Origin of the sequence: Huintestinicola butyrica (genome assembly GCF_025567215.1) — a bacterium.
GTDB lineage: Bacteria > Bacillota > Clostridia > Oscillospirales > Ruminococcaceae > Huintestinicola > Huintestinicola butyrica.
Genome location: NZ_JAOQKB010000002.1, coordinates 31,158 through 46,695, shown reverse-complemented (window position 1 = coordinate 46,695; position 15,538 = coordinate 31,158). Strand labels below are relative to the sequence as shown.

The 15,538-nt window shown below is 47.0% G+C and carries 12 protein-coding genes and 1 other annotated feature; of the genes, 8 read left to right on the top strand and 4 right to left on the bottom strand.

Annotation, left to right across the window (positions count from 1 at the left end; genetic code table 11):
• Window positions 1-47 precede the first annotated feature (47 nt).
• The 4 genes from OCV68_RS02425 to OCV68_RS02410 all read left to right on the top strand — a co-directional run bounded on the left by OCV68_RS02425 (window position 48) and on the right by OCV68_RS02410 (window position 3,881).
• Window positions 48-1,622 (top strand): GldG family protein, encoded by a 1,575-nt coding sequence (locus OCV68_RS02425; RefSeq protein WP_262570440.1) that lies wholly within the window; start codon window positions 48-50, stop codon window positions 1,620-1,622.
• A complete protein-coding gene (locus OCV68_RS02420) occupies window positions 1,622-3,079 on the top strand; it encodes a DUF4340 domain-containing protein (RefSeq protein ID WP_262570438.1) in 1,458 nt (485 codons plus the stop codon). The genes OCV68_RS02425 and OCV68_RS02420 overlap by 1 nt, the downstream gene beginning before the upstream one ends.
• Window positions 3,080-3,263: 184 nt before the next feature.
• The gene (locus OCV68_RS02415) at window positions 3,264-3,560 is read left to right on the top strand and encodes a hypothetical protein (protein WP_022475716.1); all 297 of its coding nucleotides are present in this window, start codon (window positions 3,264-3,266) and stop codon (window positions 3,558-3,560) included.
• A gap of 192 nt (window positions 3,561-3,752) precedes the next feature.
• Complete coding sequence (locus OCV68_RS02410; protein ID WP_022475715.1) at window positions 3,753-3,881, top strand: hypothetical protein; 129 nt, start codon at window positions 3,753-3,755, stop codon at window positions 3,879-3,881.
• A gap of 78 nt (window positions 3,882-3,959) precedes the next feature.
• Here OCV68_RS02410 and OCV68_RS02405 read toward each other — a convergent pair whose 3' ends face one another.
• From OCV68_RS02405 to OCV68_RS02395, 3 genes are read right to left on the bottom strand one after another with little or no spacing between them, the layout of a single operon-like run.
• Window positions 3,960-5,192, bottom strand: coding sequence for a phenylacetate--CoA ligase family protein (locus OCV68_RS02405; RefSeq protein ID WP_262570436.1), 1,233 nt, complete (start codon window positions 5,190-5,192; stop codon window positions 3,960-3,962).
• Between the two features lie 50 nt (window positions 5,193-5,242).
• Window positions 5,243-6,304, bottom strand: a complete 1,062-nt coding sequence (locus tag OCV68_RS02400) for a type IV pilus twitching motility protein PilT (protein ID WP_022475713.1) — start codon at window positions 6,302-6,304, stop codon at window positions 5,243-5,245.
• Window positions 6,305-6,324: 20 nt separating this feature from the next.
• Window positions 6,325-6,870: a bifunctional adenosylcobinamide kinase/adenosylcobinamide-phosphate guanylyltransferase gene (locus tag OCV68_RS02395; RefSeq protein ID WP_262570434.1), complete on the bottom strand. Its 546-nt coding sequence runs from the start codon at window positions 6,868-6,870 to the stop codon at window positions 6,325-6,327.
• 347 nt (window positions 6,871-7,217) lie between these two features.
• Here OCV68_RS02395 and OCV68_RS02390 point away from each other — a divergent pair, with 347 nt between their 5' ends.
• The gene (locus OCV68_RS02390) at window positions 7,218-7,640 is read left to right on the top strand and encodes a hypothetical protein (RefSeq protein ID WP_262570432.1); all 423 of its coding nucleotides are present in this window, start codon (window positions 7,218-7,220) and stop codon (window positions 7,638-7,640) included.
• Between the two features lie 53 nt (window positions 7,641-7,693).
• Here OCV68_RS02390 and OCV68_RS02385 read toward each other — a convergent pair whose 3' ends face one another.
• Entirely contained in the window at window positions 7,694-9,955 is a 2,262-nt protein-coding gene (locus OCV68_RS02385) for a sialidase family protein (RefSeq protein WP_262570430.1), read from the bottom strand.
• A 224-nt stretch (window positions 9,956-10,179) separates the two neighbouring features.
• On the opposite strand from OCV68_RS02385, the gene OCV68_RS02380 reads away from it, so the two are divergent.
• The 3 genes from OCV68_RS02380 (at window position 10,180) to OCV68_RS02370 (ending at window position 15,344) form a co-directional block, all read left to right on the top strand.
• Window positions 10,180-11,742: a DUF3794 and LysM peptidoglycan-binding domain-containing protein gene (locus OCV68_RS02380; protein WP_262570429.1), complete on the top strand. Its 1,563-nt coding sequence runs from the start codon at window positions 10,180-10,182 to the stop codon at window positions 11,740-11,742.
• Between the two features lie 21 nt (window positions 11,743-11,763).
• Entirely contained in the window at window positions 11,764-13,242 is a 1,479-nt protein-coding gene (spoIVA, locus tag OCV68_RS02375; protein ID WP_262570427.1) for a stage IV sporulation protein A, read from the top strand.
• A 62-nt stretch (window positions 13,243-13,304) separates the two neighbouring features.
• Window positions 13,305-13,547, top strand: a binding site (T-box leader).
• A 138-nt stretch (window positions 13,548-13,685) separates the two neighbouring features.
• Window positions 13,686-15,344 (top strand): 2-isopropylmalate synthase, encoded by a 1,659-nt coding sequence (locus OCV68_RS02370; protein WP_022475707.1) that lies wholly within the window; start codon window positions 13,686-13,688, stop codon window positions 15,342-15,344.
• Window positions 15,345-15,538: the final 194 nt, after the last annotated feature.

The window sequence follows — 15,538 nt, the reverse complement described above, 5'->3', positions numbered from 1 at the left end:
ACGGCTGACCGAATTGATGTTTACATCTGATGAAAGGAATGAAATAAATGGCTAAGGAAAAGAAAAATGCCGAGAATACAAAAAATACAGCCGTTTCCGTTGATGAGACCACCGAAAAGGCTGTAAAGAATAAAAAGGCATTCAATAAAAGAAAATTCAAGTACGGCTCCATTGCAACAGCCATTACAGTAGTGGTAATTGCAGTTGTCGTTCTTGTGAATGTTGTTGTGAACATGGCATCTGACAAGGTGAATATGTCCATCGACCTTACCACCAACGGAAACTTCGAGATATCCCAGCAGACCATTGACTACCTCAATACTGTTACCGAGCCTGTTTCCATTGTATGTATGTCCGATGAGCTTACTTTCCAGACCTCCAACTACATTTATTATAAGCAGGCTTACGAGGTACTTAAAAAGTACTCAATCTACAATGACAACATAACACTCAAGTTCGTTGATATGGTCAAGGACCCTACCTATGCTGACCGCTACAAGGACAAATACAAGGGCGAGATAAGCGCATACAGCATCGTAGTTGAAAGCGACAAGAGAATCAAGGTGCTGACTATACAGGATCTTTACAACACCGAAACACAGTTCGATTACTCTTCCTTTACTTCCTATGATGTTCCCGTTTCTTCCAAGGCGGAGCAGGAGATAACCTCTGCTATCATGTATGTTACCGACCCCGATCCTATGGAAGCAGTTCTTTTCAAGAGCGAGACATCGGGTACTTCCTACGACAATATCAATTCTCTTCTGGCTGCAAACGGCTATGAGGTAACTGAGATAGATCCTCTGGTGGATACTATCCCCGAGGACGCAGATATCGTTGTTATTGATGCGCCCCTTAACGATTACGATACCAACGTGATCGATATGCTCTATGATTTCCTCGACAACGGCGGAAATCTTGGCAAGAACCTTATCTATCTTGCAGACTACACCCAGAAATCTACCGCAAACATTGACGTATTCCTTGCTGAATGGGGCATAAAGGTAGAGGACGGCGTAGTAGGCGACCAGGACACCAACAATCTCCAGGGTCAGAGCTACTATGTTGTAAGAAACTACATTACCGACAATGATTATTCGGGAAATGTTGCACAGACAGCTCTTCCCGTTATTGATTACCAGTCCAGACCCATTACTCTCCTGTTCGACACCAAGGATACCAGAAGCACAGTTGCGCTTCTCCAGACCAAGGACACAGGCTTTGTGATGACCGAGGATATGCAGGCTGATATCCAGAACGGCAACACTCCCAATATCGTAAACGGAGTTCAGACCACTATGGCTCTGGGCAGAAAGTACGTTTTCGACAGCGACAACAATATGGTATTCAGCAATGTCCTTGTTATCGGTTCTTCCGAGACAATGGACGAGGCATTCACCTCCACCACTTACTATAACAACGGCGATTATTTCGTTTCCGTACTCAACACCATGGCAGGCAAGAACAGCGGTATCTCCATCGTTGCAAAGGATCTTTCCGCAGCAACATTCGATATCGACCAGGGCACAGTAACCAGATATATGGTTCTGTTCGTGCTCGTTATTCCTCTTGCAGTGCTTATCGTAGCTGCAGTGGTATTTATCAGAAGGAGAACTAAGTAATGAAATCGAATGTCAAGCTTCTGATAATCGGTGCAGTGGTGCTGGTGATGCTCATCGGTGCAATAGTTGCTCTTACAGTTCTGGGAAAGGACGACGAGGCTCAGGAGGCGGAGGAGACTACCGCCACCGAGACCCTCTCCCGTCTGCTTTATGAAAAGGATTCTTCCCTTATAAGCGATATCCATGTGAAGAACGAAACAGGGGAGTACGATATCGTCAAGTACGATGACAGCTCTTGGTTCGTCAAGGATTTTATCGGCGTGCCTCACAGCACAGTGGCGATCCAGGATATCCTGAGCGCTGCTTCAAGCCTTACAGCAGATCAGACAGCCTCGGACAATGCAGAAGACCTTTCTGTTTACGGACTGGCCTCCCCCCGTGCTGATGTTACAATTACCTTTGACGACAGCTCCAAAACTGTTAAGGAGATACTTGTAGGCTCAGATTCACCCTCCGCAGGTCTTACCTATGTATGCTTCAAGGGCGAGAACACTGTTTATGCCGTTGATACATCTGATATCGACTGCTATCTCAACGAAAGCTTTGACTTCCTTGCCAAGACAGTTTACACTGCCAAGCAGGCAGAGGACGAAAATGACACTACCGACTATACCAAGATAAATAAGCTGACCATTTCCCGCAAGGATATCGACTATGATATCGTGCTTGAGTATGATACCCGTCATGACGATGAGAATATTATCTCCGGCAACTCGGCTACTCATGTTATGACAAGCCCCGTTCAGCTGGATCTTAACCCCGATACTTCCTATGATGTGCTCAACGATGTGTTCAACCTTACAGCGACCGATATTGCTGTTGTTGCTCCAACAGATGAGATCATGGCACAGTTCGGACTTGACGATCCCTTTGCTGAGGTGGATTTCGATATCGTAGGCGGAAACTTCAAGCTCCTTATCGGCAATGAGTACGTTGACAGCGACGGAAAGGTGCTGGGAAGATACTGCTATGCTGACGGCATCAACATGATATATATGTTCAATACCGACACTATCCCTTGGGCAACTGTAATGCCGCTTGATATCTCCATGACTATGATAACAAGCACATACATCTACAGCATCAGCTCAATAGATGTGGCAACCGCCGACAGCAGCACTCATTTTGAGCTTAACGGCGATTCTTCCGATTTTCAGGTCAAGTGCAGCGACGGTGACGTTACCGCCGATAACTTCAAGAGCTTTTACCAGTTTATTCTCCGTGCCCCTGCTGAGGAGCTTTATCTTGAAGAAACCGATGCTCCCGCTGATATCACCATAACCATCACCCACCAGAGTGGTACGGACAAGATCGAGTTTATCAAGTCCGATGACCGAAAGACTATTATCCGTCTTAACGGCAGAACAAGCTTCAAGTGCAGAACAGCATATACCTCACGTCTCATTGAAAATCTGGGACATCTGCTTAACGGCGAGAATATGGTGGATACCTGGTAAACAGCGGCAGATTGCGGCATATTTTTCAGTAGCGGAGTGCTATAATGATATTATTCGGGCTGTAAAGAACTCTTATGAAAAATTTCCAAAATATGAAAAAACTACTTGATTTTTCTGTATATTTGTGTTATAATGTATTAAAGAGATAAATGCAGCAAATTCTGTGATATAAGGAGGAACAGCTATGAACGACGCAGCAGAGGTCAAGACAAAAAAATCCGACTTCTTCACTTACAAGGGTTATCCGCTGGTGAGAAAAGGTGACGAAATTTACTACGGCAATATGTACGACTCTTATGTTATAATGATGCAGATCATTGAAAAGACTAAAGTTGGCAATCTCGACGTTGCCAGCAAGGTAAGGATATACAAAATGGCTACCGACGAAAAGCTCAATCCCGTTGAGGCTATCGTCAAGCAGAGCGAAAAGAGCAGTCTTTATGAGGCTCTTGATATCGCATATATCTGGCTTACAAGATAAAACAGCATACCTTAAAAGGCGGCAGATGATGCCGCCTTTTTTATGCCTGATTTTTTTATCACCATTTTGCTGCCGCAGCATAATATGAACTATGAAGGCAAGACAAAGCGAAAACGTCGCTGAAAGCCTTCAGGGAATACATATCAGCAAGATATGCTCCCAACAATACATTTTTCAAAGGAGAGTTTTATTATGAACTGCAACTGCAACGGTGGATTTGGTGGAGGCAACTGCTGCTGGATTATCATTATCCTTATCGTTCTCTTCTTCTGCTGCGGCAATGGCTGCAACGGCGGCAACATCTGCGGCTCAGGCTGCTGATAATTTCGATACGGGCTGTATCATCTAAAAAAATGCCGCAGGGAGACCTGCGGCATTTTTCATGTTGAAAAGTATATCTTAATATCTGTTGTCGTAAACTCTTGTGGATTTCTTTTCGCTTCTGGGGAGGTCGCCGATGGCAACGGGCTTTGCATTAACGGTTATGCCGATCTTGCCCTTGAAGCCCTCAACGATCCTGTGCTCCAGCTCGTACTTGTTAACGCCCTCTTCTGCTTCAACATAAAGTGTGCAGATGTCCTTGCCCTCAAGGTGGTCGATAACGAACTGATACTCGCTTGATGCGCCATCAACGTTTTTGAGAAATTCCTCGATCTGGCTGGGGAAGATGTTGACACCCTTGACCTTGACCATATCGTCTGTTCTTCCGAAAATGGTGTCAATTCTGGGGCGCTCGCAGCCGCAGGCACATTTTCCAGGGATAATTCTTGTAAGGTCGTGTGTGCGGAAGCGGATAAGGGGAGCGCCCTGCTTTTTGAGAGTGGTGATGACAAGCTCACCAACCTCGCCGTCAGGGAGATTTTCGCCTGTAACGGGGTCAACTATTTCAAAGTAAAGGTAATCGTCCCATACATGAATGCCGTTGTGCTCGCCGCAGCTTACGCCGATACCGGGACCGTAAACCTCAGTAAGACCGTAAATATCGTAAAGCTCGATGCCAAGCTCCTTGGATATTCTGTCTCTCATCTTCTCGCCCCAGCGCTCTGAGCCGATAATGCCCTTTTTCAGCTTTATCTTATCGGAAATTCCACGCTTTGCGATCTCCTCAGCAAGGAGAAGCGCATATGAAGATGTGGCACAGAGAACGGTTGACTGCATATCCACCATCATCTTGAGCTGCTTGTCGGTGTTGCCCGGGCCCATGGGTATAGCCATTGCGCCCAGTCTTTCGCAGCCCAGCTGGAAGCCGATACCCGCTGTCCATAAGCCATAGCCGGGGGTTATCTGTATCCTGTCCAGATTGGTGATGCCCGCCATACGGTAGCAGCGCTCAAACATTATAGCCCAGTCCTCAACGTCATTCTTGGTGTAGGGGATAATAACTGGAGTGCCCGTTGTGCCCGAAGACGAGTGGATACGTACTATCTCCTCATCGGGAACTGCCTGAAGTCCCAGAGGATAAGCGTCTCTCAGGTCGCCCTTCCATGTAAAGGGGAGCTTTTCAAAATCCTCCTGAGATTTTATGTCATCAACGTTGATTCCCTCCAGCTTATGTTTGTAAAAACATTCCTGAGAGGTGAGCTTTCTGAGCTGCTCCTTGATAAGAGCAAACTGCTGTTCATTCATTTTCATAGTATGGGTAACCTGCCTTTTATAGATCTTTAGCCCTTAGCAGCAGGATATCAGAATCCTGCCATCTGGGTAAGTGTTTTTTCCATTTCTGTCTTGTCTGAACTGAATTCTATTGCAGTTTCGTAAGAAATAATGCCTCTCTTGTAAAGTCTGCCAAGGGTGTCATTGATGGTGCACATACCCTGACGTGCGCTGGACTGCATGGTGGATTCGATCTGAGGTATTTTGTTGGAGCGGATGAGATTCTTGATAGCGTCGTTTCCTACCATTATCTCAAGAGCTGCAACACGTCCGTTTCCGTCAGCAGTGGGGACAAGTGTCTGAGCGATAACGCCCTGTATCATGTTTGCCAGCTGAGAACGTACCTGCTCCTGTGCATGGGGAGGGCAGGCGTCAATGATTCTGTCCATAGTCTGCGCAGCGCTTGATGTATGTAATGTGCCGAATACCAGGTGACCTGTTTCTGCGGCAGTCATTGCCAGGGAAATAGTCTCATAGTCACGCATCTCACCTACGAGGATAACGTCGGGGTCTTCACGGAGAGCACTTCTCAGGGCGTTGCTGAAAGAATCAACATCTCTGCCGACTTCACGCTGGTGGATAGTTGCCTTTTCCTGAGTGTATTTGTATTCAACGGGGTCTTCGATAGTGATAACGTGGCAGGCACGGTTCTTGTTGATATAGTCAATGATAGCTGCAAGAGTGGTTGATTTACCTGAACCTGTAGGGCCGGTTACAAGGATAAGACCTCTGCGCTTCTGAGCAAGCTCGGTAAGAACGGGAGGCATTTTCAGTTCTTCAAGTGTGGGTATCTTGTTATTGAGAAGTCTGATACAGCAGGCAAGTCTTCCGCTCTGGCGGAATACGTTGACACGCTGTCTTGCACCGTTTTCAAGCTCAAAGCTGAAATCGATGTCATTTCCCTCAGTAAGAAGCTTCTCCTGGTCGGCCGAAAGAATTGAGAGAATGGTGCGGTTTACTACCATATCGCTGAGCTCGCCGAACTTTCTCAGCTCACCGTTTACACGTACAACTGTGGGAGCGCCGACTGTAAGATGGATATCAGAAGCATTGAGCGCTCTTGCTTCCATAATAAAATCTTCAAATGTCATATATAGCTGTTCCTTTCAAATTACTTGATATTAAACTGTATTCCGCTGGCTGAAAGATATACTTCGTTGGACATATTTGCTATTCTCTGGTTAACTGCGCCGAGAATTTCTCTGAAAGCAGCCTGTGCAGGGTCAGCGGGAGTTACGGAGAAGCCTGTTTCAAGGGTGATTATTATCATGCTGCCGTCCTTGACCATAATAGTGTCATACATTTCGGTAACATCACCGATGATCTTCTTCTCAATCTCTTTTTTCAGTTCGTCCGTCATGGCGGAAGCATCGGGGCACATTTCCTTGATGGTATTTGATGTGTATGCTGCCAAACTGTCAAAAATAACGAACTTGTGGTCAGTAAAATATGAAGCGGGAGCGCTTGTTACATTTGTTTTAATGTCCCATTCAACATAGTTCTGCTTGTTTCCGTACTCGATACGGTGCATAGTGTCAGCGTCAACAGCGTCCGATGTGCGCAGGTAAAGAACATAATCGCAGGCTGCAAAATATGAAACAGCCCATCTTGACTTGCCGCTTGCCGCTCCTCCTGTTATCAGGATAGTTTTTGACATTGATATCATCCTTTCAGTATATAAATGGGGGCATAATACTAATCACCAATAAAACTATAGACAAAAAATCATCGCATAATCCATATACGCAAGATTATGCTCGATTTTTTGTATAGTTTTTAATTGGTGCTTAGTATAAAATAACGTTTATTGTTAGTACCTTTTCCATATTATACCATTATTTTTTATACTTGTAAATAGTAAATTTAACATTTAATAAAAAAAATATCACAGTAGTGGTGCTTGCAGAGCAGAATGTTGAAACTGGTTAACAAATTTGACAAGAAAAATCTCATGTGATATAATCAGTTTAAATGAAAAATGATGTGGCGGGAGGAAATGGCATTATGACAGCTGATGAAATGTATGCGGTTTATGACGGAGTGACATATGCTCTTGAAAGCGTTATGCCAAAGACGGGTTTAGCAGCGCTGAAAAAGAATGAGCATGGGAAAACCATCATATTTAATGTGCCTAAGTCTGAGATAACCGCAGCGTGGCTTATTCATAAGATACCAATCTACGGCAAGCTTCGCTGCGATAATATCACCCTGTCGGGCAGCAGATGCTTTATCATCGCTTCCGTAATATGCCCGAAAAGTGAAGAGGGGAGCAGGAGAGCTGCACAGCTTAAAAGTCTCGGCTTTGAATGTTTTGCCTGTGATGAGGCTGCGGATACAGCCTGCTATATAAAGCAGACGGATATTTCCGATGCCATGCTTGAATTTGATGAGAGCGTATCGGACATCAATATTATGAATTTCATTTAATTTTAAGGGGCTGCCGCATTTAAGCTGCGACAGCCCCTTTTATTATATGCCTATTATTTTTCATTCTTGTCGCAGTATGCGATTCCCAGACCTACTGTGGACATATAGCATCTGCCGTAAACGTTCATATCGCCCACAACAAATTCGCCGTTTCCTGTGCCGCCGAACTGGTGAAGGTCATCGTTTACTCTTACCCATGTCTCGCCCTCGTCCTCGGACATATAAATGCCCTTTACATCACTGTCCTTGGGAGTGCCCCATACGTAGATAACATAAGGATCGCCGTCATTCTTGGGTTTGCCCAGTCCAACTGCCTCGCAGAACTTGAGACCGTTCACAAGAGTAATGTTCTCGCCGTGGTCGGTGGTCTTGAGAAGTCCGCTTCCGCCGCCGGGGATATAAACTGTGCCCTCAATGTCGGGAGCAACTGCCATGCGCTTGTAGGTGCTCATGGTATCGAACTTTCTCTTGAAGGACTTGCCGCCGTCGGAGCTTACATAAAGTATGCTGTTTGCACAGCCGTAAACATAATCCTTGTTAACAGGGTCGCCGATGAGATATACGCCCTGGCTGCCGATGATACCCTCGACCTTTTCCCAGGTGCTGCCCCAGTCCTCGGTGCGGTATGTAAAGTTTGAATTGGAGGGGCTCCAGATAAGAGCGGAGCCGTCAGCTGTAAGAGCGACCTTGCCCTTGTAGTAAACCTTGCCCTCTTCGGGAGAATTTGTGATATCAGTCCAGTTCTTGCCGCCGTCTGTGGAGTAGCAGAGGAGCTGATTGCTCTCATCGCCGCCGACCTTTACCCAGATGTTGTGGTCAAGGGCTGCAATGGCGATGCTGGTGGTGGAGCCTATCTGCCTTGTGTGGCGCTCACCTGAGGTGAAGATATCCTCGTGAGTGAAGCCGTCATAGTCGCCGATAGCGGATACAAGGGGATAATCCTTGTAGGAAACTATATCCTCGGGAACAACTTCCTCAATGCCCTTTGCTTCAAAATAGAATTCTGGAGACTCGTCCCAGATATTGTCGCAGGCGAAGATACCATTGCCTGAGTTTACAAGAATTCTGTTGGAGTCGCCGCTGTCCATGGCAAGGGAGCTGCACCAGTGGATAGCCGCATTGTATATCCAGTCCATGCCGTTTGTTGACATGGTGTATTTGCCGTCAAGGTTTTCCCAGGTTTCTCCGCCGTCAGTGGTGCGGAAGAACTTGTCGCCGAATGCGCCGTTGGGCTGCTCTGTCCATACCTCGGAGGTAACGAGAACCATGTTGTCGTCATTGGTGGGGTCGATAACAATATCGCCCACAGTCCAGTTGACTACCTGAATTTCCTCGCTTGTACCTGCATCGGCATTGAACTTGTAGAGAGTACCCTGAGTGGAGTTCCAGGGACCTTCGTGGTTGCCGTAGGAAACGTAAAGATTGCCCTTGGAATCAAGGTCAAATCTCTGAGGCATAAACTTCTGAGCCTTTTCATCGATTCCGGGGAGAACACTCCAAGTTTCGCCTGCGTCATCGGAGTAGTAAATGTTATCTGTCTTTGACTCGGAAACGCCTGCGTAAATGCGTGTAGTCTTGCCGTCAGCGGACTTTGAGCCGTCGAACGTTATAATGTTGATGCCGTTCTCGTTCTTGGTGGAGTTTACGGGGAAAGAAGCAACGGATTCCCATGTTTCTCCGCCGTCAGTGCTGCGTATCATACCGCCTGTTCTGCCGCCGCAGTAGATGATGTCGCTGTTATTGGGGTCAACGGCAATTCTCTCACCGTTTCCTCTGCCCATGCCGTTGCCGTGTACCTTTATCTTGTCGCTCACATCTATCTGCTTGAAGTGTGCACCGTAGTCATGTGATACCATTATACATGTCTTGGCATTGCTGAAATAAGATGTTCCCGCAATGAGATAAACATTAGCCGCATTCTGTGGGTCAACAGCTATGCCGTCGATTCCAAGCAATCCCTTGTCGTCCTCGGATATCTCATAACTGAGGCTTATCCACTTTTGAGCGCCATTATCCCATCTGTAAGCGCCGCCTACGTCTGTTCTTGCGTAGAAAAGCCCGGGCTCGCAGGTGCTTATGATGCCTGTTACAAATCCACCGCCGCCGATAGCGACCTGACCGTATGACCAGTCGGGATTTACATAAAGGCTGTCATCGGTATTTTCCGCTGCCAGTTCTTCCGACTGACCTGTGGTAGTTTCTTCTTCTGTGGTGTTTCCGCTGTCACTGCAGGCTGTAAGCGCCATTGATGACATTGCCATCATAAAGGCAGTGAGCAGGGAAGCTGTTCTTTTTAAGCGTGACTGCATTTTCATATTCTCCTTCTGATAAATTTATCATTCCTGAGACGTATCATTTTTTTGGGATATCTTCTGCCTGAAGATCCAATGAGAATATTATATCATTATTCTGCACATAAGTCAATCGTTTACATACTGATTTTTTTATCTGATATTTATAATTTTGCTTAGAATATATGGTAAGAATGCAGAATATATTGTGAAGAGGACAAAACGTTCCAACGAAAGGATGGTTTACAGTGAATTTGAAAGTCAATAAAGAACCCGTGAGATTTACCGAAAAAATATGCGGCTGCACTCAGGAGCAGTCCATAGAGCTGGATTATGTTCTGCCTGATTACTATCCCGAGATATTCAGGATAATCAAGTGCTGTGCCGAGCCAAAGATAACCTCCTGTGCGGCAAACGGCGACAGGATAACCTACGAGCTTACCGTCTGCCTGAAGATAATTTACTGCTCTGAAAACAGCTCCCGTCCTGAAGCTATTGACCAGAAGCTCGTTTACAGCAGAACGGTCAATCTTGACAGAAGTGTTGATTCTCCCTCAGTCTATATTTCCGCTGAGGCTGACCATATCAACTGCCGTGCCGTGAACCGCCGCAGAATAGATATAAGGGGAGCGGTCACTATCAGCATCAACGCATTCGGAGACTGCGAGACAGATGTGGTAAGCGAGGTATTTGGTGGAAATGTCCAGCTAAAGACCCGCAGCTGCCTCTGTCCCTCGTCCATTATCCGAACAAGCAGGCGTGTTACTGTTTCGGACGAATTTGACCTGGGAGCGGACGCACCTCCCATCGGCAGTATCCTCAGAGCTTCCGCCGAGATAGTTTCTTCCGATAAAAAGACTATCGCCAGCAAGGTCGCTGCCAAGGGCGAGCTTAAAATAAGCATTGCATATGTTCCTGCAGGTGGAGAGGACAGCAATGTGTGCTGTATGCAGTTTTCCATGCCATTCTCACAGCTTGTGGAGCTTGAAGGTATGGACGATACGTACGACTGCCGCATAAGCAGCTCGGTCATTTCCTGCGATATTATCCCACGCTCCGAGGGTGACGGCGAGTCACGCAGCATTGAGTGCGAGGTTTTGCTTTTCATCGATTGCACAGCTGTCAGAATGTCATCCTACAGTATTGCCTGCGATGAATATTCCACCTCTCACAGCTCATCGCATACCTGCACTTCAGTAAAAACGGCGCTGGAGCCTGTAAACGTTGAAAGCTCACTTATCGTAAAGGGCATCTGCGAAAATAAGGACAGCCCCATTTCGGTAGTGTACGACGCATGGTGTACGGTATCAAAGCTGAGGGCTGTTATCACTGACGGAAAGGCAATGGCTGTGGGTACTGCCGTGCTTTCCGTTATGGGAAGGACTGAAAGCGGCGATTTTATCATCTGCGAGACCGATGTTCCCATTGAGGAGGATCTTACCGCAGCCGCAGGACTTGACGGAAAAGCTCTTACTGCCGATGCGGATATCAGGCTGGTCTTCTCGGTGATATCCTGCGGATATACCATTTCCGATGAAAACAAGGCGGAGATAAAGGCTGAAGTAGCCGCAAGGGGACAGATAACCGGCTATGATACCGTGGAAGCCATTACCGATATTGCCGTTGACGAGGATTCTCCCCGTGAGAAGAACGACGAATATGCTCTCAGGCTGTACTTTGCCGAGGAGGGCGAGGAGCTGTGGGGCATTGCCAAGCGCTACGGTGCAGCCATTTCCAGAGTGATAGAAGAAAATGAGCTTGACGGAGACGTTATCAGGGAAGGCAGAATGCTGCTTATCCCCATTGCGTGACAAGAAAGGAAATATGCAGATATGGTTAAAAATGATATTTACACCGATATTGCCAAGCGTACCGACGGCGATATCTATATAGGTATAGTAGGGCCTGTCCGCACAGGTAAATCCACGTTTATAAAGCGGTTCATGGAACAGCTTGTCATTCCCAATATCGAAAGCGATTTTCGCAGGGAGCGGGCTGTTGATGAGCTTCCCCAGTCTGCTGCGGGAAAAACCATTATGACCACCGAGCCTAAGTTCATACCTGAAGAGGCAGCAGAAGTAGTGGTAGGGGAGAACGCAAGGTTCAATGTCCGCCTTATCGACTGCGTGGGATATATTGTCCCCAGCTCTATCGGATACATAGAGAATGAAGCTCCCCGAATGGTAATGACTCCGTGGTTTTCGGAAGAAGTGCCATTTAACATGGCGGCAGAGGTTGGTACAAGAAAGGTCATTACCGAGCACAGCACCATCGGTCTGGTTATCACTACCGACGGAAGCATTTCCGATATTCCCAGAAGCGAATACGAGGAATCGGAGCAGAGGGTGATAAGCGAGCTTAAATCCATAAACAAGCCCTTTGTTGTGCTGCTCAACTGTGTTGACCCCAAAAGCAGTAAAACTGCGGAGCTGTGCGCTTCAATGTCGGAAAAATACGGCACGCCCGTAATGCCCGTGAACTGCCTTGACCTGAACGGTGAGGATATCGAGAATATCTTAAAGCAGGTGCTTTTCAGCTTTCCCGTAAAGGAAATAAACATTTCCATGCCCAAGTGGATAACAGAGCTTCCCAAGGGGCATTGGCTGAAAAACGAGATATTCGACACCATTCGTGAGGCGGCAAAGGACGTTAAGACCGTCCGTGATGCCAGAGGTATAGTGGATAATGTGCGCCGCTGTGAGGATATCACCTATTCGGACGTGCGGAATATCGACCTCGGCAAGGGCAGCACCGATATTTCTGTTACCTTAAAAAGCGAGCTTTTCTACAGGATCCTCGGCGAGACAACGGGTATCGAGATAAAAAGCGAAAGCGACCTGCTGCCTTTGCTCAAAAAGCTTACCGATATCAGGCGTTCCTATGAAAAGATAGAGAATGCTCTGCGTGAGGTCGATGCCACGGGCTACGGTATCGTAATGCCCACCATTGACGAGCTTACGCTGGAAGAGCCTGAGATAGTCCGTCAGGGTGGAAAATACGGTGTAAAGCTCAGAGCGTCGGCTCCGTCTATCCACATGATGAAAGCGAATATCATCACTGAGGTAAGCCCCATTGTGGGCAGCGAGAAGCAGTCGGAGGAGCTTGTCATGTACCTCCTGCGTGATTTCGAGGAAAATCCCGGCAAGATCTGGGAGTCCAACATTTTCGGCAAATCCCTGCATGAGCTTGTTAATGAGGGACTGCACAACAAGCTTTATAGAATGCCCGTTGATGCACGGCTGAAGCTTCAGGAAACGCTGGAGCGGATAATCAACGAGGGCTGCGGAGGACTTATCTGCTTCATTCTGTAAAAAAATCCTCCGAAACTCTTGACAAAATCAAAACACCGTGCTATACTGTTTATTGTAATATTTCAAATGCTATGACAGGAAATAAACCCGCAGCTTCTTTTCCAGAGAGCCGCAGCATTGGTGAAATGCGGTACTGAACTTCGGTTATACTCGTCCTTGAGCAGTCGGCTGAAAGCATATGCAATTAGGCTTGAACGGGTTCTCCCGTTACAGAGATGCGCATTGTCAGATGCGAAATGAGGTATTGCAGGCAACTGTGATACGAATGAGAGTGGTAACACGGGTAAATTCAGCTCGTCTCTCGAAGCATAGGCTTCGTGAGGCGGGCTTTTTGTTTATGCGAAAGGAGGCGGCTGCCATGCTATCTGACCTATGTGGTTTATTACGATCAAATAAGGACCGTCTCTCTGACGGAAACAACAATTTTACAGGAGGAAATTACAATGAACGCATCTAAGTACACAAGAGGATATTTTATGCCCCCCGTTGAGTGCATGAAGTGGACAAAGAAGGAATATATCGACCACGCTCCCATGTGGTGTTCCGTTGACCTGAGAGACGGAAACCAGGCTCTTATCATTCCCATGAGCCTGGAAGAAAAGCTGGAATTTTTCAAAAAGCTGGTAGATATCGGCTTCAAGGAGATAGAGATAGGCTTCCCCGCAGCTTCCGAGACAGAATATGAGTTCTGCCGTGAGCTTATCGAAAGAAACATGATACCCGATGATGTAAGGATACAGGTGCTCACTCAGGCAAGAGAGCATATTATCGCAAAGACCTTTGAAGCTCTTGCAGGCTGCAAGAACGCTGTGGTTCACCTCTACAACTCTACTTCCGTTGCACAGCGTGAGCAGGTATTCAGAAAGAGCAAGGAAGAGATAATCAAGATAGCTGTTGAGGGTGCAAAGCTCTGTGCTGAGTACAGAGAAAAGACTCCCGGCAACTTTATTTTCGAGTATTCTCCCGAAAGCTTCACAGGCACAGAGCCTGAGTTCGCACTGGAGATATGTAACGCCGTTATCGACATCTGGAAGCCCACTCCCGACAATAAGGTCATCATCAACCTGCCTGTTACCGTTGAGCTTTCCATGCCTCACGTTTATGCTTCCCAGATAGAATACATGAGCGATAATCTCCACGACAGAGAGAATGTTATCATCTCCCTCCACCCCCACAATGACCGTGGCTGCGCAGTTGCGGATGCAGAGATGGGTCTGCTGGCAGGCGGCGACCGTATCGAGGGTACCTGCTTCGGAAACGGCGAGAGAACTGGTAACGTTGATATCGTAACACTGGCTATGAATATGTATTCTCAGGGCGTTGACCCCCGGCTGGACTTCTCCGATATGCGTTCTCTCGTTGAGATATACGAAAGAGTTACCCGCATGAAGGTAAACGAGAGAAGCCCCTACGCAGGCAGACTGGTATTTGCCGCATTCTCAGGCTCTCACCAGGACGCTATCGCAAAGGGCATGAAGTGGAGAGAGGAAAAGGATCCCGAGCACTGGAACGTTCCTTATCTTCCCATCGACCCCATGGATGTCGGTAGAGAATACGAGGGCGATGTTATTCGTATCAACTCCCAGTCCGGCAAGGGCGGTATCGGCTACATCATGGAGCAGATGTTCGGCATAGATATGCCTCCTAAGATGCGTGAGAACTTCGGCTATGCTGTCAAGAGCGTTTCCGACCATGCTCACAAGGAGCTTATGCCTTCCGAGATCAAGCAGATATTCTTCGATAAGTACGTAAATATCGAGACAAACTTCAAGATAGACGAGGTTCATTTTGTACAGAAGAACGGCATCACAGCAAGCGTTACCATCAACAAGGACGGAAAGCCCGTGACCTGCGAAGCAGTGGGCAACGGCCGTCTGGACGCAGTTTCCAATGCTGTTAAGAAGGAGCTTGGTCTGGAATATACCCTTATCACATATCAGGAGCACGCTCTTGAGACCAGCTCCCAGTCTCAGGCTGTGGCATATGTTGGTATCGAGACCAAGAACGGCGTATTCTGGGGCGCAGGCATCAATACAGATATCATCGACGCTTCCGTATCCGCTCTTGTTTCCGCTATCAATAACAGCGGAATAGTCGGCTGATAAAAACATCAGGCTGTGACCTGCCGTTCGCCTGACAGGTCACAGCTGAAATTTAATTGAGTTTAATGCAGTTTTAATCTGTTTTTTGTTATTTCTCTTGACAGGATATGTTAAAATATTGTATAATCAAACTGTACTGTTATATCCGACCGATAGGTGCGGTGATGTACAATATTATAAAACGGTGGCGATCA